This window comes from Phytohabitans aurantiacus (genome assembly GCF_027923225.1).
GTDB classification, from domain to species: domain Bacteria; phylum Actinomycetota; class Actinomycetes; order Mycobacteriales; family Micromonosporaceae; genus Phytohabitans; species Phytohabitans aurantiacus.
Genome location: NZ_BSDI01000075.1, coordinates 14401 through 32829, shown reverse-complemented (window position 1 = coordinate 32829; position 18429 = coordinate 14401). Strand labels below are relative to the sequence as shown.

Annotated in this window: 16 protein-coding genes; 9 read left to right on the top strand and 7 right to left on the bottom strand. The window is 71.2% G+C overall.

Features of this window, described 5'->3' with window-relative positions:
* Window positions 1–180: 180 nt before the first annotated feature.
* Window positions 181–1605 (top strand): type I glutamate--ammonia ligase, encoded by a 1425-nt coding sequence (glnA, locus tag QMG73_RS41455; RefSeq protein ID WP_265249734.1) that lies wholly within the window; start codon window positions 181–183, stop codon window positions 1603–1605.
* 232 nt (window positions 1606–1837) lie between these two features.
* On the opposite strand, the gene QMG73_RS41450 is transcribed toward glnA (QMG73_RS41455), so the two are convergent.
* On the bottom strand, window positions 1838–3262 hold the full coding sequence (locus QMG73_RS41450) for a pyridoxal phosphate-dependent decarboxylase family protein (protein ID WP_281904929.1): 1425 nt from the start codon (window positions 3260–3262) through the stop codon (window positions 1838–1840).
* Window positions 3259–4446: a glycosyltransferase family 87 protein gene (locus QMG73_RS41445; protein WP_281904928.1), complete on the bottom strand. Its 1188-nt coding sequence runs from the start codon at window positions 4444–4446 to the stop codon at window positions 3259–3261. The genes QMG73_RS41450 and QMG73_RS41445 overlap by 4 nt, the downstream gene beginning before the upstream one ends.
* Before the next feature lie 14 nt (window positions 4447–4460).
* On the opposite strand from QMG73_RS41445, the gene QMG73_RS41440 reads away from it, so the two are divergent.
* The 3 genes from QMG73_RS41440 (at window position 4461) to QMG73_RS41430 (ending at window position 6755) form a co-directional block, all read left to right on the top strand.
* A complete protein-coding gene (locus QMG73_RS41440) occupies window positions 4461–5996 on the top strand; it encodes a hypothetical protein (protein WP_407676928.1) in 1536 nt (511 codons plus the stop codon).
* 61 nt (window positions 5997–6057) lie between these two features.
* Window positions 6058–6420 (top strand): type II toxin-antitoxin system RelE/ParE family toxin, encoded by a 363-nt coding sequence (locus QMG73_RS41435; protein WP_407676931.1) that lies wholly within the window; start codon window positions 6058–6060, stop codon window positions 6418–6420.
* The gene (locus QMG73_RS41430) at window positions 6417–6755 is read left to right on the top strand and encodes an XRE family transcriptional regulator (protein WP_281904925.1); all 339 of its coding nucleotides are present in this window, start codon (window positions 6417–6419) and stop codon (window positions 6753–6755) included. The genes QMG73_RS41435 and QMG73_RS41430 overlap by 4 nt, the downstream gene beginning before the upstream one ends.
* On the opposite strand, the gene QMG73_RS41425 is transcribed toward QMG73_RS41430, so the two are convergent.
* Both QMG73_RS41425 and QMG73_RS41420 read right to left on the bottom strand, forming a co-directional pair.
* Entirely contained in the window at window positions 6752–9691 is a 2940-nt protein-coding gene (locus QMG73_RS41425; RefSeq protein WP_281904924.1) for a bifunctional [glutamine synthetase] adenylyltransferase/[glutamine synthetase]-adenylyl-L-tyrosine phosphorylase, read from the bottom strand. The two genes, QMG73_RS41430 and QMG73_RS41425, sit on opposite strands and share 4 nt — an antisense overlap.
* A 4-nt stretch (window positions 9692–9695) precedes the next feature.
* On the bottom strand, window positions 9696–10430 hold the full coding sequence (locus QMG73_RS41420) for a type 1 glutamine amidotransferase (protein WP_281904922.1): 735 nt from the start codon (window positions 10428–10430) through the stop codon (window positions 9696–9698).
* Window positions 10431–10674: 244 nt separating this feature from the next.
* On the opposite strand from QMG73_RS41420, the gene QMG73_RS41415 reads away from it, so the two are divergent.
* Together QMG73_RS41415 and QMG73_RS41410 are read left to right on the top strand one after the other, a co-directional pair.
* Complete coding sequence (locus QMG73_RS41415) at window positions 10675–11553, top strand: S66 peptidase family protein (protein ID WP_281905043.1); 879 nt, start codon at window positions 10675–10677, stop codon at window positions 11551–11553.
* A 96-nt stretch (window positions 11554–11649) separates the two neighbouring features.
* Window positions 11650–12105, top strand: a complete 456-nt coding sequence (locus tag QMG73_RS41410; RefSeq protein ID WP_281904920.1) for an SPW repeat protein — start codon at window positions 11650–11652, stop codon at window positions 12103–12105.
* A 6-nt stretch (window positions 12106–12111) separates the two neighbouring features.
* Here the strand turns inward: QMG73_RS41410 and QMG73_RS41405 are convergent, their stop codons facing one another.
* Window positions 12112–12795 carry a helix-turn-helix transcriptional regulator gene (locus tag QMG73_RS41405; protein WP_281904918.1) on the bottom strand — a complete coding sequence of 228 codons (684 nt, stop codon included), beginning with the start codon at window positions 12793–12795 and terminating at the stop codon, window positions 12112–12114.
* Between the two features lie 203 nt (window positions 12796–12998).
* Here QMG73_RS41405 and QMG73_RS41400 point away from each other — a divergent pair, with 203 nt between their 5' ends.
* On the top strand, window positions 12999–13436 hold the full coding sequence (locus QMG73_RS41400; RefSeq protein WP_281904917.1) for a hypothetical protein: 438 nt from the start codon (window positions 12999–13001) through the stop codon (window positions 13434–13436).
* A 68-nt stretch (window positions 13437–13504) separates the two neighbouring features.
* Here the strand turns inward: QMG73_RS41400 and glnA (QMG73_RS41395) are convergent, their stop codons facing one another.
* Window positions 13505–14857 (bottom strand): type I glutamate--ammonia ligase, encoded by a 1353-nt coding sequence (gene glnA, locus QMG73_RS41395; protein ID WP_281904915.1) that lies wholly within the window; start codon window positions 14855–14857, stop codon window positions 13505–13507.
* A 184-nt stretch (window positions 14858–15041) separates the two neighbouring features.
* Between glnA (QMG73_RS41395) and QMG73_RS41390 the strand changes: the two genes are divergently transcribed.
* Both QMG73_RS41390 and QMG73_RS41385 read left to right on the top strand, forming a co-directional pair.
* Window positions 15042–15806, top strand: a complete 765-nt coding sequence (locus QMG73_RS41390) for a hypothetical protein (RefSeq protein WP_281904914.1) — start codon at window positions 15042–15044, stop codon at window positions 15804–15806.
* Complete coding sequence (locus QMG73_RS41385) at window positions 15773–17491, top strand: NAD+ synthase (protein ID WP_281904912.1); 1719 nt, start codon at window positions 15773–15775, stop codon at window positions 17489–17491. Before QMG73_RS41390 ends, QMG73_RS41385 begins: the two co-directional genes overlap by 34 nt.
* Window positions 17492–17507: 16 nt before the next feature.
* Here the strand turns inward: QMG73_RS41385 and panB are convergent, their stop codons facing one another.
* The gene (panB, locus tag QMG73_RS41380) at window positions 17508–18338 is read right to left on the bottom strand and encodes a 3-methyl-2-oxobutanoate hydroxymethyltransferase (RefSeq protein WP_281904911.1); all 831 of its coding nucleotides are present in this window, start codon (window positions 18336–18338) and stop codon (window positions 17508–17510) included.
* Window positions 18339–18429 lie beyond the last annotated feature (91 nt).

Genomic DNA, 18429 nt, shown 5'->3' with positions numbered 1-18429 from the left:
CGCACGGGTGTATGGTCCCCTCGGATGCACTGGTGAGGACGTGCGGGTTCCCAACGTGACGTAACACGGCGGAAACAATGGAGACATGCCCGGGCAACGGCACAGCCATACCGTCGCGACCAGCCAGGTGCACCAGCGGCCATGCCGCCATTTAGCTCAGCGACGTGCCAGGAGGACGTGTTGTTCGCCAATCCCGAGGAACTCCTTCGGTACCTCAAAGACGAGGGCGTGAAGTTCGTCGACGTACGGTTCTGTGACCTGCCGGGTGTCATGCAGCACTTCAACACCCCGGTCGAGTCGGTCGACGAGAGCATTTTTACGGACGGTCTCGCCTTTGACGGTTCGTCGATCCGCGGCTTCCAGCAGATCCACGAGTCCGACATGTTGCTGCTGCCGGACGTTGCCAGCGCCTTCATCGACCCGTTCCGGGCGCAGAAGACCCTGGCGTTGAACTTCTTCATCCACGACCCGTTCACTCGCGAGGCCTACTCGCGTGACCCCCGCAACGTCGCCAAGAAGGCCGAGGCCTACCTGGCGTCCAGCGGCATCGCCGACACCGCTTACTTCGGTGCCGAGGCGGAGTTCTACATCTTCGACTCGATCCGGCACGACACCAGCGCCAACGCCGCCTACTACTACATCGACTCGATCGAAGGCGCGTGGAACACGGGCGCCGACGAGCCGGGTGGCAACCGCGGCTACAAGACCGCCTACAAGTCGGGTTACTTCCCGGTGCCGCCGCAGGACCACTACGCGGACCTGCGCGACGACGTCGTGACCAACCTGCTGAAGGTGGGCTTCACGGTCGAGCGGGCGCACCACGAGGTCGGCACCGCCGGCCAGGCCGAGATCAACTACAAGTTCTCCACGCTGCTGCACGCTGGCGACCAGCTTCAGCTGTTCAAGTACATCGTGAAGAACACCGCCTGGCACGCGGGCAAGACCGCGACGTTCATGCCCAAGCCGCTCTTCGGTGACAACGGCTCCGGCATGCACACCCACCAGAGCCTGTGGCTGAACGGCGAGCCGCTGTTCTACGACGAGACCGGCTACGCCGGCCTGTCCGACACCGCCCGGTGGTACATCGGTGGTCTGCTGCACCACGCGCCGTCGCTGCTCGCGTTCACCAACCCGACGGTCAACTCGTACCGCCGGCTGGTGCCGGGCTTCGAGGCCCCGGTCAACCTGGTCTACTCGCAGCGCAACCGCTCCGCCTGCACCCGCATCCCGGTGACGGGCAGCAACGCCAAGGCCAAGCGCGTCGAGTTCCGGGTGCCTGACCCGTCGAGCAACCCGTACCTCGCCTTCTCGGCCATGATGATGGCCGGCATCGACGGCATCAAGAGCAAGATCGAGCCGCCGGAGCCGATCGACAAGGACCTGTACGACCTGCCGCCGGAGGAGTGGGGCAACGTCAAGCAGGTGCCGGGTTCGCTGCCCGAGGTGCTCGACAAGCTGGAGACCGACCACGACTTCCTGCTCGAGGGCGGCGTGTTCACGCCCGACCTGATCGAGACCTGGATCTCGTACAAGCGGGAGAACGAGGTCGACCCGGTTCGCCTCCGGCCCACCCCGCACGAGTTCGCCATGTACTACGACGTGTAACCGCTTACGACGTGTAATCGAAAGTCCGGGTCGTGGGGGGGGGGGGGGGGGGGGGNCCGGTTCGCCTCCGGCCCACCCCGCACGAGTTCGCCATGTACTACGACGTGTAACCGCTTACGACGTGTAATCGAAAGTCCGGGTCGTGGGGGGCGGTGCGCTTACGCGCACCGCCCCCCACGTTTGTGATCAGGGCGTCCCTGAAGTCGTTAGAGCGACTTGAGGGACGCCCTGATCATGGAGTCAGGTCCGCGAGGAGCTCGCGCACCGTCGCTACGAACTGGTCGATGTCGCGCTCGGTGGTGCGCCAGTTGACGATCGCGGGGCGCAGGGCCACCCGGCCGCCGTACACCGTCGTGCCGGCGAAGACGCGGCCGTCCGCGATCAGCGCCTCGCCGAGCCGCTTGTTCAGGCCGTCGAGGGCCGAGTCGGGTACGCCCGGCGGGCGGGCGCGGAAGCACACGATGCACAGCGGCACGTCGGCGAGGCGTTCGAGGTCGGGCGCCTCGTCGACAAGGCCGGCGAGGCGCTGGGCCAGGTCGACGTGGCGCTCCACCATCGCCTGGTACCCGGCCCGCCCGTACGCGGCGAGCGTGGCCCAGATGGGCAGCGAACGTGCCCGCCGCGACGACTCAGGCCCGAGCATCGCGTACCCGCCACCCGGGTCGTCCGGCCCTGGCAGGTACGCCGCGCCCGGCATCCCGAACGCCCGGCCCAGCCGCGCCGGGTCTCGCAGGAACGCGAACCCGCTCTCGTAGGGCACGTTGAGCCACTTGTGGGCGTCGCACGCGATGGAGTCGGCGCGCTCGATGCCACGCACCAGTCCCGCCGTGCGGGGTGACAGTGCCGCGAAGATCCCGAACGCCCCGTCGACGTGGAGCCAGGCGCCGTACCGCTCAGCGAGGTCCGCGAGCTCGTCGACCGGATCGAAGTCGCCGGCGTTCACCTCACCCGCGTTTCCGATGATCACCGCGGGCCCACCGTAAGAAGCCAGCCGCCGCTCGATCGCGTCCACGTCCACCCGGCCCACCGCGTCCCGGGCGTACACCTCGACGCTCTGCCCGCCGTGCCCGAGCATCTGCAGTGCCTTGCGGGCGCTCGGGTGCACGTACCCGCCGGACAGCACCGGCAACCGGGGCAACCCGGCGATGCCGTCGGCCGCCACGTCGACGCCGTGCCGCTCGCCCCACCAGTGGGTGGCCGCGGCGAGGCTCGTGAAGTTGGCGAACGTCGCGCTCGCCACCAGCGCGCCCCCGTACCCCTCGGGCAGCCCGAAGAGCTCGCGCAGCCAGTGCAGCGCCACCGTCTCCACCTCGGTGGCGAACGCGGACGACGCCCGGAAGGCCGCGTTCTGGTCGAGCATCGACGCGATCCAGTCACCGGCCAGCGCGGCAGGCGTCGAACCGCCGATCACGAAGTGGTAGAAGCGGGGACCGGCCGAGTTCGTGGCGGTGGCGGTACCGATGCGCAGCAGCCGGCGCACGGCGGCGACCGAGCCCTCCCCCTTGTCCGGCAGGTCACCGGAGAGGTCGGCGAGCAGCGACGCGGTGGCCGGGTCGTGCACCGGCCGGTCGGTCAACGCTTCCAGGTACGGCGTCGCGGCGGCGTGGACCTCGTGCAGCACGACGGGTAGGTCGGTATCGAGCAGCGGGTCACTCATGCCTTCACAATGCGCTCGCGTTGCCCGCTGGCAGAGGACCAATCGGAGAGCGGTGGCTCCACCGGATCGCGGGCGGGCACGACGAACAGTAAGGCGATGCTCACCCAGACGTACGCGTTGCTCCCCAGAAAGCCGATCAACCCACCGGAACCGCGTTCCCAAATCCAGACAAAGCGGCTTATAAGCAGCCCGTACGCGAAGAATGCGAAGCCAAGGCGCCGGCGATCGCGGGCGGCGAGCGCCCGGTCGAACAGCAGGATCAGCGCCGGCAGCAGCCACACCAGGTGGTGTATCCAGGTCACCGGGCTGATCAGGCCCTGCAGTACGCCGGTCAGGGCCAGGCCCGTCTTCGCGTCGGCACCCCGCACCCGCCACACCCAGACCGCGAGCGTGAGCAGCACCAGCACGAGCCACAGCGCCCGGCTCGGATGCGTCGGGTCGAGCCGCGCGACGACGCCCTGCAGCGACTGGTTCGACACGAACGACAACGAGCCGATCCGGTCGGTGTTCCACACCGCCTGCGTCCAGAACTCCCGCGACGAGTCCGGCGCCGCCGCGGCGGCCAGTACCGTCGCGCCCGCCGCCGTGCCGCTCGCGGTGAGCGCCGCTCGCCACCGCTTCGTGACCAGCAGGTACACGATGAAGATGCCCGGCGTCAGCTTGATCGCGGTGGCGAGCCCCACGCCGACGCCCGCCCAGCGGCTGTCACGCGCCACCAGCCACAGCAGGTCGGCGGCCACCAGAAAGAGCAGGAGCGTGTTGACCTGCCCGAACGTGACCGTCTCGCGCATCGGTTCGAAGGCGGCGGCGAGGCACACGGCGATCGCGAAGGCGTACCAGCGGGTCCAGCCCTCGCGGCGGGCGATCGGGTCGACGAGCCACCACAGCAGCAGCCCGCCGGTGACCACCGCGAGGGTCATGCTGATCACCATAGCCAGCGGCCATGACACGAACGCCATCGGCAGCATCGCCAGCGTCGCGAACGGCGGATAAGTGAACCCGTACCGGCTGTCCAGCTTGATCCAGTCGTATATCTCGCCGCCGTCGTGCACCCAGTAGTTCACGGCACCGTAGTAGACCTGCAGGTCGAAGAAGCCGTGCCGGATCATCGTGAAATAGAGGAACACGGTCACCGCGAGGGCCAGAGCCGCGACGATGGTGACGTTCCTGCGCACGGTCACCATGCTGCCAGTACCGTGTGCGGGTGCGCGTCGTGGGCCTCTTCGCCGTCCTGCTCGCGGGCGTCTATCTCGCCCTTCCCACCATGGGCTCCGACCTCTCCGCGCAGGTCGCCAGGGCCGACTTCCTCGCCGCACACGGTTTGAGCCCCGTCGACCTGCGCTGGTACGGCGGCGTCAACCAGTTCGGGTACAGCCTCGTCTCGCCGGCGGTGATGGCGCTGATCGGCGTAAGGGTGACCGGGGCGCTGTCGCTGGTGGGGTCGGCACTCGCGTTCGCGGCGCTGCTCTTCCGGACCGGCGTGCCCCGCCCGCTGCTCGGCGGCCTGGTGGGCACGGTGTGCATCGCCGGCAACCTTGTCTCCGGCCGCGTCACGTACGCGCTGGGCGTCGCCTTCGCCCTGGGCGCCCTGGTGGCGCTGACCGCCCGTCCCGCGTGGCTCCGGTACGGCGGCGCGGCTGCCGGCGCCGCGCTCGCCGCCGCCACGAGTCCCGTCGCCGGCCTCTTCACCGGCCTGGCGGGCGTGGCCCTCCTGCTGGGCAAGCGCCGCGACGGCGTGCTGCTAGCGGCGGGCGCCGCTGTCCCGCTCGCGGTCACGTCGCTGGTGTTCGGCGAGGGCGGCTGGATGAACATCAGCCGCACCGACGCGATCCACGGCGTCGTGACAAGCCTGGCCGTGGCGTTGCTCGTCGGGTACCGCCCCGTGCGGGCCGGCGCGCTGCTCTCCGCGGCCGGCGTGCTGGCCGCCGCCCTCGTGCACACGCCCGTCGGCCTGAACGCCACCCGGCTGGTCACCATGTTCGCGCTGCCGGTGCTCGCGGCGTGCGCCCGCCCGCCCGAGCGATTCCAAGCACCGCGGTGGCTCGGGCGCCGCTGGGCGGCCGCCGGGCTCGTCGCGGTCCTGACGCTCGGGTACTGGTGGCAGCCCCCGGTCGTCTGGGCTGACCTACGCGACGCGGGCAACCCGACCAGCGACCGGGACTACTTCGCGCCCCTGCTCGCCGAGCTGCGCACCCGCCGTCCCGCCGGCCGGATCGAGGTGCCACCGACCCGCGACTACTGGGAGGCGGCGTACATGGACGGCTTTCCACTCGCGCGGGGCTGGATGCGCCAGGTCGACATCGCGCGGAACCCGCTGTTCTTCGAGACCGTGCCCGGCGCGTCCGGCACCGGGGTAGCGCTCACCGAGCCGGCGTACCGCGCCTGGCTGGCCGACAACGCGGTCACCTACGTGGCCGTACCGGACGCCCAACTCTCCTGGGTAGGCCGCGCCGAGGCCGACCTGGTCCGTTCCACCCTCACCGAGGTCTGGAGCAACGAGCACTGGCGCCTGTACGAGGTCCCCGCCCCGGTCCCCTTGGTGGCCGCCCCCGCGACGCTGGTGCGGCAGGACGCCGCATCACTCACCTTCGACGCTCCAGCGGCGGGCTCCTACGAGATCCGCGTGCGTCACTCGCGCTGGCTAACCGCGACCGGCAAGGCCCGCCTGGCCCCCGACGGCCCCTGGCTCGCCGTCCACGTCCCCGGACCCGGCCGCTACACCCTCTCTTCGTGACCCAAATAGAACCGCACGAACTTAACCCCTGCGTTAACATGGTTGAGTAAATGCCTGGCAGATCCTGCTGGTTGATGAGGTCGTCGAATGGTTCGTCGACCTGACCAAGAACGACCCGGCCAGTGCCGACCTCATCGAAGATGCGGTCGACCGGCTAGCGTCCGACGGACCAGCACTCGGCCGGCCTCTGGTCGACCGGATCCGGGGATCACGCCACCACAACATGAAGGAACTGCGTCCAGGTTCGACCGGATTCAGCGAGGTGCGCATCCTGTTCGCGTTCGATCCGGTACGGCGAGCGGTCCTGCTGGTCGCCGGAGACAAGTCCGGCAACTGGCGTCGCTGGTACGACACCGCCATCCCGTTGGCCGACGATCGCTACGACGTCCACCTGGCTGAACTGGAAACGAGGAACTACGAATGAAGAGCGTCAGCTGGGACGAGGCCAAGCGCCGCGGCGAGGAGACCCGCCGCGCCGCTGGTCACCACGTCCGCACCGAAGCCGAACGCGCCGCAGGGCAGCGCCGACTCGATGACGAGATCCGCGCCTTCCACCTCGCCGAGATACGCCGCAACCGCTCCCTGACACAACGCGAGGTCGCTGAGGCGATGGGCGTGTCCGGGCCACGTGTGTCCGATGTCGAACGTGGCAAGCTCGACATCGTCTCTGTCTCCGTACTGCGCGCCTACGTCGAAGCCCTCGGCGGGCACCTCAAGGTCGTTGCCGAGTTCGACGACTCCACCTACGTCGTCGCTTAGGCCGCGGCAAGGACGCGTTCTACGGCCGCGCGGGAGCGTCTGGTGGTGCGGAGGTAGTGGTCGAGGAATTCGCCGGGGTCACCGCCGCTCAGGAGCCTCACCACGCCGGCCAGGTCCGCGCCGTGCCTCGGGAGTTGGTCCGTGGGGCGGCCACGGACCAGGGTGAGCGCGTTGCGGACGCGCGCCGCAAGCGTCCAGCCCGCCGCCATCGCCGCCGCGTCGGCGGGTGCCACGAGCCCGACCTCGCGCGCCGCCACCAGCGCGTCGAGCGTGCGGGTACGCCGCAGCAGCGGCACCCGCTGGGCGTGCCGCAACTGGGTGAGCTGCACCGCCCACTCGACGTCGGCCAGCCCACCCCGGCCGAGCTTGGCGTGGGTGGCCGGGTCGGCGCCGCGCGGCAGGCGCTCGGTCTCCACTCGTGCCTTGATGCGGCGGATCTCGATGACCTGTTCGCGGGTCAGCCCGCCATCGGGGTACCGCACGCGGTCGGCGAGCGCCTCGAACCGGGCGCCCAGCAGCTGGTCTCCGCACACGAACCGGGCGCGCAGCAGCGCCTGCGCCTCCCACACCTTCGACCAGCGCGCGTAGTACTGCTCGTACGCCGCCAGGCTGCGCACGAGCGGGCCCTGCCGTCCCTCGGGTCGCAGGTCGGCGTCGACGCCCAGCGGCGGGTCGGGTGCGGGGGCGCCCAACAACCGGCGCAACTCCTCGGCGATCGCGTGCGCCGCGCCGCTCGCCACGTCGTCGGGGACGCCGGGCGGCGGCTCGTACACGAACAGCACGTCGGCGTCGGACGGGTAGCTCATCTCGTACCCGCCGAGCCGGCCCATACCGATCACCGCGAACCGCAGGCCGGGCATCGGCGGCTGTGCCGCGGTCGCCACCCGCAGCGCGGCAGCGAGGGTCGCGTCGGTGACCGCTGACAGCGCGGTGCCGATGTCCACCACGTCGAGCGGTATCGGCGGGGCGAGCGTGCCGGCGCGGCTGAGCACGTCGGCGCTGGCGAGGCGGAAGAGTTCGCGGCGGCGCAACGCCCGCAGGGCCGCGATCGCCTGGGCGGGCTCGGTGTGGCGGCCGGCTGCGGCGGCGAACCCCTCGCGCAGTACCTCGACCGGGCGCGGGGTCAGCTCGGCGTCGTCCGCCAGCAGGCGCAGCGCCTCCGGGTCGCGCACGAGCAGGTCGGTCACGTACCGGGACAGCCCGAGCGCGCGCGCCAGCCGCAGCGCCACCGGGCCCTCGTCGCGCAGCAGGCGCAGGTACCAGGGAGTGCTGCCGAGCTTGTCGGACACCTGGCGGTAGCTGAGCAGCCCGCGGTCGGGCTCGGGCGCGTCGGCGAACTCCTCCAGCAGTACCGGCAGCAGCGTGCGCTGGATCGAGGCGGTGCGCGACACGCCGCCGGTGAGCACCTCCAGGTGCCGCAGGGCGGTACCCGGATCGCGGAACCCGAGCACCTGCAGCCGCCGCCGCGCCGACTCGGGCACCATCCGCAGCGACTCGGCCGGTACCCGGGCCACCGCCTCCAGCAGCGGCCGGTAGAGCAGTTTGGCGTGCAGCCGGCGTACCTCCGCCGCGTGCGCGACCCAGTCGGCGCGGAACGCTTCGACGGCGTCGCGATCCGGCGTGGCCGTGTAGCCGAGCGCGCGGGCGAGCCAGCGCACGGCGTCCGGGTCCGCCGGCACCGTGTGCGTACGCCGCAGCGCCTGAAGCTGGAGCCGGTGCTCGACGTTGCGCAGGAACCGGTACCCGCGCAGCAGCGCCTCGCCGTCCGCACGCCCGACGTAGCCGCCCGCGACGAGCGCCCGCAGCCCGGGCAGCGTGCCCGGCGTCCGCAGCGACTCGTCGATCCGGCCGTGCACGAGCTGAAGCAGTTGCACCGCGAACTCGATGTCGCGCAGGCCGCCCGGCCCGCGCTTGATCTCCCGGTCCAGTTCGCGGGCGGGCACGTTCTCGATGATGCGGCGCCGCATCGCGCGTACGTCGTCGACCGCCTCGGGACGCTCGGCCGCGTGCCACACCAGCGGTGCGAGCTGGTCGATCCACTCCTGCGCGAGCGCGGTGTCGCCGGCCGCGGAACGCGCCTTCAACAGCGCCTGGAACTCCCAGGTGCGCGCCCAGCGCTTGTAGTAGGCCAGGTGGCTGGCGAGCGTGCGCACCAGCGGGCCGCGGCTGCCCTCGGGCCGCAGCGCCGCGTCGACCGGCCACGCCACCTGCCCGCAGATCTCGATGAGGCGCGCCGCGATCGTGGTGCCCGCCGCGAGGTCCTCGTCGGCGGCCGCCACGAAGATGACGTCTACATCGGACACATAGTTGAGCTCGTTGCCGCCGCACTTACCCATGGCCACGACGGCGAGCCGCGGCGCGGCGGCCACCTCCTTCGCCGCGATGTCGTAGGCCGCCGCGAGCGTCGCGTCGGCCAGGGCCGACAGCGCCTCCATCGTCTGTTCCAGGCCGCGCCCGCCGGTCAGGTCGGCCGCCGCGATCCGCAGAAGCGCCAGCCGGTACGCGCGGCGAAGCGCGGGCACGCTGGGATCGTCCACTGTGAGCACACCGTCGGCGTTCGGCGCGACACCGTCCTCTTCGGTCACCAGCGCGCCCCACTGGTCCGGATTGGCGACCAGGTGATCGCCGAACGCGGACGAGGCACCCAGTACGGCAATGAGCCGCCGCCGCAGGCCCGCGTCGGCCGTGAGGGCGTCTAATACGCGTACCTGCGCGGTCCGGCGCTCGGCCTCGGCCAGCCGGTGCAGCTGGCGCAGCGCCAGGTCCGGGTCGGCCGCTCGGGACAGCGCGGTCAGCAGGTCGGCGGCGGTCTCACCCGCGGGCTCCTGGGCCCCCACGTCCCACAGCCCGAGCCCATCCGGCCCGAGCAGATCGTCGGCGCGCGCCCCGAAGCCGTACCGTGCCAGCCGGCCCTGTGCCCTCGTGGGTCTGCTCACGCGCCTACTGTCCCAGGATGGGCAGCGGACGGCGAGTATCCCGCAGCTCACCCAGCGCGAGCGCGGCGAACCGGGCAGCGAACGGCTGCCACACCTCCTCCACGTCCACCATGATCGCGTCAAACGCGGCGACCAGCGCTTCCGGGTTTTCCAGGTGCGGCGAGGCGGCCGCCCAGCTCGCGATCATGGCGGTGTCGCACTCGATGTGAAACTGCAGCCCCCACGCCTTCTCACCGAGCCGGAAGGCCTGGTGCGGGTATCGCGTCGAGGCGGCCAGCAGCACCGCGCCGGCCGGCAGCTCGGTGATCTCGTCGAAGTGCCACTGGTGCACGTCGGGCGCCAGCGGCACGTACCGGAACAGCGGATCCTCCGCCGCCGCGTCCCGCCGGCCCACCAGCGCCGGGCCGATCTCCGGGCCGGACGGGCTCCGCTCCACCGTGCCGCCGTGCGCGGTGGCGAGCAACTGCGCGCCCAGGCAGACGCCCAGCGCCGGCACCCCGTACCGGACGGCCTTGCGCAGCAACGCCTCCACATCGTCGAACCAGTCGGGGCGCGGCTCGTACGCCGACTGCTCCCCACCCATCACCACGATCGCCGCGTACCCGTCGAGGTCGGCTGGGAGCGGATCGCCCGCGTGCGCGCGCACGACGTCGAGCCGCAGGCCCGCCTCGGTCAGCCACTCCCCCAACAACCGGACGTCGTCCGTCGGATCGTTCTCCACCACCAGCGCCGTACTCACGCAGCCCAACCTACCCACCCACCCCGCCGCCCACCGGGTGAGGTCGCACCCTGCTTTGCTCTACTTCCTTGACGGAAACGCCCGGAGGAGGATGCTCGCCGTGCCCGATCGGTGTAGCCGTGAGGGAAGCAGAGCAAAGCAGGGTGAAAGCTGTATGCCGCCCTGGGGGCGGGGGCGGGCGGCTAGTCTCGGGCGCGTGGACAGCGGGGTGCAGGCGCGGGCGTTGCGGGCCGGCGACACGGTCATGCTGGTATCGCCGTCGGGGCCCACGCGGCCGGAGCGGGTGGCTCGCGGGATCGAGTTGCTGACCGGCTGGGGCCTGCGGCCGATGCTCGCGCCGAACGCGTACGCCCGGCAGGGGTACCTCGCGGGCGCCGACGTGCTGCGTGCCGCCGATCTCAACACGGCGTTCGCCGATCCGGAGGTGCGCGGCGTGCTCTGCACCCGCGGCGGGTATGGCGCGCAGCGGGTCGTCGACGCGATCGACATGGCGGCGGTGCGGCGCGATCCCAAGGTGGTCGCGGGATTCTCCGACATCACCGGTCTCCAGCTCGCCCTGTGGCGCGGAGCGCGACTGGCCACTGTGCACGGTCCGGGCGTGGCGTGGCTCGAGGAGCGCACGCCACCGCTGTCGGCGGAGTCGCTGCGCGCCGCGCTGATGAGCACCGATCCCGTTGTGGTGAAACGGATCGAGAGCGAGCAGACCGCACCGGTCACCGTGCCCGGTGCGGCGTCCGGCACGCTCATCGGCGGCAACCTGAGCCTGCTCGCGTCGTCCGTCGGCACACCTGACATGCCCGACCTGACCGGTGCGATAGTGCTTCTGGAAGACGTCGACGAAGCACCGTACAGAGTGGACCGGATGCTGACCCACCTGCGCCGCGCCGGCGCGCTCGCGGGTATCGCCGGTGTGGCCGTGGGCCAGTTCACGAACTGCGCCGACGACTGGCCGGTGAGCGTCGTCGAGGTGCTGCTCGACCGGCTCGGCGACCTCGGCGTCCCGGTGCTCGGCGGTCTGCCCATCGGGCACGGGTACGGCCAGCTCACGGTGCCCGTCGGCGTCCCGGCCACGATGGACGCGGCGGCCGGCACGCTGATCGTCGAGCCCGGTGTGTCCGGGTAGACAATCTTGCTCTAGCGGCTACCCACGCAACCGGAGCATGCTTCGAGTGAGTGGAAGACTTCCACCCTTTCTCTCCGTGAGGGAGGTGGGGTTGCGATGACAGCGCAAACCCCCGCAATCGAGGATCACCCGGACATTACCGCCCTACGCGCACGGTACGACCGGGTCGCTGAGACGCCGACCGCTCAGTTGGTCGACGGGCTCACCCTCCTCACCGGCCTGTACCTGGCGATGTCGCCGTGGGTCGTCGGCTTCACCGGCGACTCCCCGAGCCTGACCGCGAGCAACCTCTTCAGCGGCGTAGCGGTCGCGCTGCTCGCGCTCGTCTTCGCCTCGGTGTACGGCCGGACGCACGGCATCACCTGGGTCACCGCGGTGATCGGCGCTTGGACGATCGTCGCGCCATGGCTGGTCAACGGCCCTACGCCAGACAACTCGGCGATCGTCAGCAACGTCATCGCCGGCGCCCTGTGCCTGCTCCTCGGCCTGGGCATCGCCTCCGTGGGCATGCGGGCCGACATGCGGTCCGGGATGCGGCGGGCCAGGAGGTAGCAACCATCAACCGAGAACGAGCGGCCGCACCAGGTCTCCGGGGAGATCGAGGTCGCTCGGCAACAGGCGGCGCGGCGGGGCGGGCTCGGCGGTGCCCGTCACGGACTCGATGCGATCGGTGCGGAAGGCCCGAACCCCGTCGCGCAGCCGGCACCACGCCACCAGGTACCAGTACTCCCGGTTGCCGACGTAGCCCAGCGGCTCCACGTGGCGCGTGGTGGCCATCCCGTACCGGTCGGTGTAGTCGATCCGCAGGACGGTGCGACCGTGCAGCGCGTCGGCGATGACCCGGGGCACGACGGGTGCCGGGTGACCGACGGCGAAGTGCAGGCGCTCGGCCAACTCCCGGGCGGTCTCGTCGTCGGTCTCGGGCAGCACCGTGCCCAGCTTGCGCAGGGCGGAGGCGGCGTCCGCGTGAAACGGGGTGCCACCCAGCCGGTGCAGCGCCACCGCGACCGCCACGGCCTCACTCGGCGCGAGCTGCAGCGGCGGCAGGACGCGGGAGCGGTCGAGGGTGTATCCGTCACGACGGGCGACGATCGGCAGCCCTGAGCGGCGCAGCGAGCGGACGTCGCGCTCGACCGTGCGCGCGCTGATGGCGAAGCTCCGCGCCAGCCAGGACGCGGAGCGTGGCCGGGACGCCGCGCGCAACTCGGCCACTAAGGCGCACAACCGGACGGCGCGGTTCATAGAACCGACGTTACGACACACGTACGAATGAGTCCATGGGCTCTTCCTGTGCGCCCGCTGGTGACGAACCGTCCGCCGCAGCGCAAATCGGCCACCCGGGAGCTTGATTGTCAGCCCGTTGACAGGGGCGCCATGGTGCCGTTACAGGCCAGCGCTCCATGGTCGGTCGAGTACCCACCCCCAACCGCGTATCCGGAGGTTCGATGTCCAGGCCGATATCCAAGAAGACGATGTTCGCCGGGTTGGCCGCGGCGGGCGTGCTCGCGGTCGGCATCGCCGCACCCACTGTCGCGTTCGCGGAGGATGGCTCGGGCTCCTCGTCCACCAGCCAGACCGACCGGAAGCAGGCCCGCGCCGACCGGGACGCCGCGTTCGCCAAGGCCCTGGCGGCTGAGCTTGGCATCTCGGAGGACAAGGTGGCCGCCGCCGTCGAGAAGGTACGCGAGCAGCAGAAGCCTCAGGGCCAGCCGAAGGGCGCACCGAAGACCCAGGCCGACCGGCAGGCCGAGCTGAAGAGCCGGCTCGACGCCGCGGTGAAGGAAGGCAAGCTCACGCAGGAGCAGGCCGACGCGATCCTCAAGGCGTACGAGGCGGGCGTCCTGGGCGGCTTCGCCGGCAAGGGCGCCCCCGGCCCGAAGTAGCACAAGCCCGGTGCCGCTCGCCGCGCCCGTCCCCCGGGGTGCCGGCGGGCGGCACCGCCATATCCGGCTCAGAGAGCGCCGAGGTAGCGCTGGCGCTCGTAAGGGGTGACCTCGCGGCGGTACTGCTCCCACTCGGCCCGCTTGTTGCGCAGGAAGAAGTCGAAGACGTGCTCGCCCAGCACCTCGGCGATCAGCTCGGAGCCGGCCATCACGTCGATCGCCTCCGAGAGGTTTTCCGGCAGCGCCTCGTACCCCATCGCCTTGCGCTCGGCGACGGACAGCGACCACACGTCGTCCTCGGCCCCCGGCGGCAGCTCGTAGCCCTCCTCGATGCCCTTCAGGCCGGCGCCGAGCATGACCGCGAAGGCCAGGTACGGGTTGGCGGCCGAGTCGAGCGAGCGGACCTCGACCCGCGCGGAGTTTGGCTTGCCGTACGCCGGGACGCGCACCAGCGCGGACCGGTTGAGGTGCCCCCAGCAGACGTACGCCGGCGACTCGGTGATCCGGTCGGGCAGGGCCTGCGGGAACAGCCGCTTGTACGAGTTGACCCACTGGTTGGTGACCGCGGTGTACTCCCGGGCGTGCACCAGCAGGCCGGCGATGAACGCTCTGGCGACCTTCGACAGCTTCATCGGGTCGCTGGCGTCGTGGAACGCGTTGCGCTCGCCCTCGAACAGCGACAGGTGCGTGTGCATGCCGCTGCCCGGCTGGTCGGTGAACGGCTTCGGCATGAACGTGGCGCGCACGTTGTGCGAGAGCGCGACCTCCTTGACCACGTGCCGGAAGGTCATGATGTTGTCGGCCGTGGTGAGCGCGTCCGCGTATCGCAGGTCGATCTCCTGCTGGCCGGGCGCGACCTCGTGGTGGCTGAACTCGACCGAGATGCCGATCCGCTCCAGCGCGAGCACGGCCTGCCGCCGGAAGTCGCGCGCGACCGCGTGCGTGGTGTGGTCGAAGTAGCCGCCCGCGTCGACCGGCGTCGGCAACGAGCCGTCAGAGGGGCCGTTTTCCAGCAGGAAGAACTCGATCTCGGGGTGGGTGTAGAAGGTGAAGCCCTTCTCGGCCGCCTTGGACAGCGCACGGCGCAGCACGTGGCGCGGGTCGGCCCAGGACGGGCTGCCGTCGGGCAGCAGGATGTCGCAGAACATCCGGGCGCTCTCGCCGCTGACGCCGCCCTCGAACGGGAACACCTGGAAGGTGGTCGGATCGGGCATCGCGATCATGTCGGACTCGAAGACGCGGGCGAAGCCCTCGATCGCCGAGCCGTCGAACCCGATGCCCTCTTCGAACGCGGCCTCCAGCTCGGCCGGCGCCACCGAGACGCTCTTGAGCGTGCCCAGCACGTCGGTGAACCACAACCGGACGAACCGGATGTCGCGCTCTTCGAGCGTGCGGAGCACGAACTCCTGCTGACGGTCCACTGCTAACCCCTTGTGACGCGGTGACCTTGTGACGCCGTTACGTGGTCGCTGAGCTGTACGGAGTCTCCCCCTACCCCGTTACGCCGACGTTACGGCAACGCCGAGCGCCGCATGTCTCGGGGCTGGGCGCAACCCTGTCCGGTTCCTCGCCGTTGATACCAAACAGACCGGGAGGGGACAATTCATGGTACGCAGCCGCGTGATCGTCGGCGGCCTGACGCTGGGCGGGCTGCTGGCGGCGGTACTCGTGCTGGCTGGTGTCGTGCACGTGCGGGTGACCGGCGGGCACACCGCGGACCCCACGCCGTCCCCGCGGCTCGGACCGCTCACCGCGACCCAACCGGAGCTGAGCGAGGCGCTGCTCGCGGCCGCCGACCTGCCGGACGGCTACCGCGAGACGCCGCCGCCGCGGACCGCCGCCGGCCCTGACCGGCGGGAACGCTGCCGGGCGCTCTTCGAGCGGCCGTGGGACGTCACGCGCGCCCGGGCCACCGACCGCGCGGTCGGCGACTTCGCCGGGCGGCGCGACGGCACCCTGCTGCGGCAGGCGCTCACGCTCTTCGGATCCGACGGCGCGCAGCGCGCCTTCGGCGAACTCCGCGCCGCGTCGGGGGCCTGTCCCGAGTTCGACGCGCGGCTCGATGACGGTACGGCCGTCCGCGTCCACCTGCGCGAGATGGCGCTGCGCCGGGTCGGCGACGAGGCGTACGCGGTGCGCGTCACCGCTCGCGGCGAGAGCGGCACGCGCGCGGGGTACCTCGCGGTCGGTCGCGTGGGTGCTGTGCTGTCGGTACTGCGCCACCTCGGTCCCGCCGGCACGGTGGACCCCGACGATGTGGCCGACACCCTGCGCCGGGCGCTCGACCGGGCCCAGCCGCTGGGACAGTGGCCCGCGTCACCGGGGAAGATGGAGTCATGCCGACTCTGCGCATCGCCCTCGCCCAGGTAAACCCGACCGTCGGCGATCTGGCCGGCAACGCCGCCACCGTGCGCGAGTGGAGCCGCGCCGCCGCCGACTCCGGCGCCCAGATCGCGGCGTTCCCCGAGATGATGCTGACCGGGTACCCCGTCGAGGACCTCGTGTTCCGCAAGTCGTTCGTCGCGGCGTCCACGGCCGCCCTGCGGAGCCTCGCCACCGACCTGGCCGCCGACGGGCTGGGCGAGCTGCCGGTCGTCGTCGGCTACCTCGACGCCGACGGTGGTCCCCGCAACGCGCTCGCCGTGCTGCACGGCGGCGAGGTGCTCACCACGTACTACAAGCACCACCTGCCCAACTACGGCGTCTTCGACGAAGACCGGTACTTCGAGCCGGGTGACACGCTCACCGTCATCCGGCTGGCCGGCGTCGACATCGCGCTCACCATCTGCGAAGACATCTGGCAGGCCGGTGGCCCGTTCGCGGTGGCGGGGCGGGCCCGGGTCGGCCTGGTCGTCAACATCAACGGCTCGCCGTACGAGCTGAACAAGGACGACGTGCGGCTCTCACTCGTTCAGCGCAGGGCCGCGGAGGCGGGGGCGGCGATCGCGTACGTCAACATGGTCGGCGGCCAGGACGAGCTGGTCTTCGACGGCGACTCGATCGTGGTGACCGCCGGCGGCACGCTGCTCGCCCGCGCGCCGCAGTTCGCCGAGCACCTGATGATCCACGACCTCGACCTGCCCGCCGCGGAGCCGGACGCGCCCACCGGCGACCTCGGTGAGATGTCAGTGCGCCGCGTGGAGGTTCCCGCCGCGCCGCCGGCACCGTCCTCCCTTGTGGAGGGTGGTATCGCCGACCGCGTCACCGACGAGGCAGAGGTGTGGCACGCGCTGGTGCTCGGCCTGCGCGACTACGTGGAGAAGAACGGCTTCCGCTCGGTGGTTCTCGGCCTCTCCGGCGGCATCGACTCGTCGGTCGTCGCGGCGATCGCCGTCGACGCGCTCGGCTCGGACCGGGTCGTGGGCGTGTCGATGCCCAGCCAGCACTCGTCGGGGCACTCGAAGGACGACGCGGCCGACCTCGCCAAGCGCACCGGCCTCGACTACCGGATCGAGCCGATCCAGCCGATGGTCGACGCGTTCCTGGCCAACATGTCGCTCTCCGGTCTCGCCGTCGAGAACCTCCAGGCGCGCGTGCGCGGTGTCATCCTCATGGCACTGTCCAACCAGGAGGGTCACCTCGTACTCACCACGGGCAACAAGAGCGAGCTGGCCGTCGGTTACTCCACTTTGTACGGTGACTCGGTCGGCGGCTTCAACCCGCTCAAGGACGTGCCGAAGACGCTCGTCTGGAAGCTCGCCCGCTGGCGAGACGCGGAAGCCGAGCGGCGCGGCGCCGAGCCGCCGATCCCGGAAAACTCGATCGCCAAGCCGCCGAGCGCCGAGTTGCGCCCCGGCCAGCTCGACACCGACTCGCTGCCCGACTACGACGAGCTCGACGCGATCCTCGCCGGGTACGTCGACGGCGATCTCGGGCGCGACCAGCTGGTCGCCGAGGGGCACGACCCGGCGCTGGTCGACCGGGTGCTGCGCATGGTCGACGTCGCCGAGTACAAGCGCCGGCAGTCCGCGCCCGGCACCAAAATCTCGATCAAGGCGTTCGGCCGCGACCGGCGCCTACCCATCACCAACCGCTGGCGCGAACACCCCTCGTGATCAGGGCGAAGGAACGCTAGTGGAAGGCGTGCTCGGGGCCGGGGAACTCGCCGCCGCGAACTTCCTCGGCGAACTTCTGGGTGGCCTCCGTGAGCGCGCCGGCCATATCGGCGTACCGCTTGACGAAGCGCGGCGCGTGGCCCGTGCGCAGGCCGGCCATGTCTTGCCAGACCAGCACCTGCGCGTCGGTGTCGGGCCCGGCGCCGATGCCGACCGTCGGGATGGGCAGGTCGTGCGTGATCCGCTTGGCGACCTCGCTGGTGACCATCTCCAGTACGACCGCGAAGGCGCCCGCCTCGGTGACGGCGTGCGCGTCGGCGACCACGTCTTCGGCGGCGTCGCCACGCCCCTGTACCCGGTAGCCGCCGATCTGGTGCTCGCTCTGCGGCGTGAATCCGACGTGGCCCATGACCGGGATGCCCGCGCCGGTGATCGCGGCGATCTGCTCGGCGACCCGCCGGCCGCCTTCGAGCTTGACGGCGTGACAGCCGCCTTCCTTCATGAACCGCACCGCCGTGCGCAGCGCCTGGGTCGGGCCCTCCTCGTACGAGCCGAACGGCATGTCACCGACCACCAGGGTGCGCTTTGTGGCGCGGACCACAGCGCGTACCAGCGGCAGCAGGTCGTCGACCGTCACCGGCACGGTGGTCTCGTAGCCGAACACGTTGTTGGCCGCGGAGTCGCCGACCAGCAGGACGGGGATGCCCGCCTGGTCGAAGATGGCGGCGGTGTACTGGTCATACGAGGTCAGCATCGGCCAGCGCTCGCCGCGCTGCTTGGCCGCGATCAGGTCGCGCGTTCGTACCCGTCGAGTGGCAGGGCCGCCGTAAAGGGCCGGCTCGGACATCGTCGTCTCCTCTCGCCTCGAGGCCGCGCTCGCGGTCCCCGGGTTCTGGAGCAAGCGTCCCACCGGCCACACCGACCCCGTCAGGTGTTAG

Coding starts and splice junctions, on each gene's coding strand:
- QMG73_RS41400 (WP_281904917.1), top strand. CDS start 12,999: ATGTCCAGGCCGATATCCAAGAAGACGATGTTCGCCGGGTTGGCCGCG.
- QMG73_RS41450 (WP_281904929.1), bottom strand. CDS start 3,262: ATGAGTGACCCGCTGCTCGATACCGACCTACCCGTCGTGCTGCACGAG.
- QMG73_RS41410 (WP_281904920.1), top strand. CDS start 11,650: ATGACAGCGCAAACCCCCGCAATCGAGGATCACCCGGACATTACCGCC.
- QMG73_RS41390 (WP_281904914.1), top strand. CDS start 15,042: ATGGTACGCAGCCGCGTGATCGTCGGCGGCCTGACGCTGGGCGGGCTG.
- QMG73_RS41385 (WP_281904912.1), top strand. CDS start 15,773: ATGCCGACTCTGCGCATCGCCCTCGCCCAGGTAAACCCGACCGTCGGC.
- QMG73_RS41445 (WP_281904928.1), bottom strand. CDS start 4,446: ATGGTGACCGTGCGCAGGAACGTCACCATCGTCGCGGCTCTGGCCCTC.
- QMG73_RS41405 (WP_281904918.1), bottom strand. CDS start 12,795: ATGAACCGCGCCGTCCGGTTGTGCGCCTTAGTGGCCGAGTTGCGCGCG.
- panB (WP_281904911.1), bottom strand. CDS start 18,338: ATGTCCGAGCCGGCCCTTTACGGCGGCCCTGCCACTCGACGGGTACGA.
- QMG73_RS41430 (WP_281904925.1), top strand. CDS start 6,417: ATGAAGAGCGTCAGCTGGGACGAGGCCAAGCGCCGCGGCGAGGAGACC.
- QMG73_RS41415 (WP_281905043.1), top strand. CDS start 10,675: ATGCTGGTATCGCCGTCGGGGCCCACGCGGCCGGAGCGGGTGGCTCGC.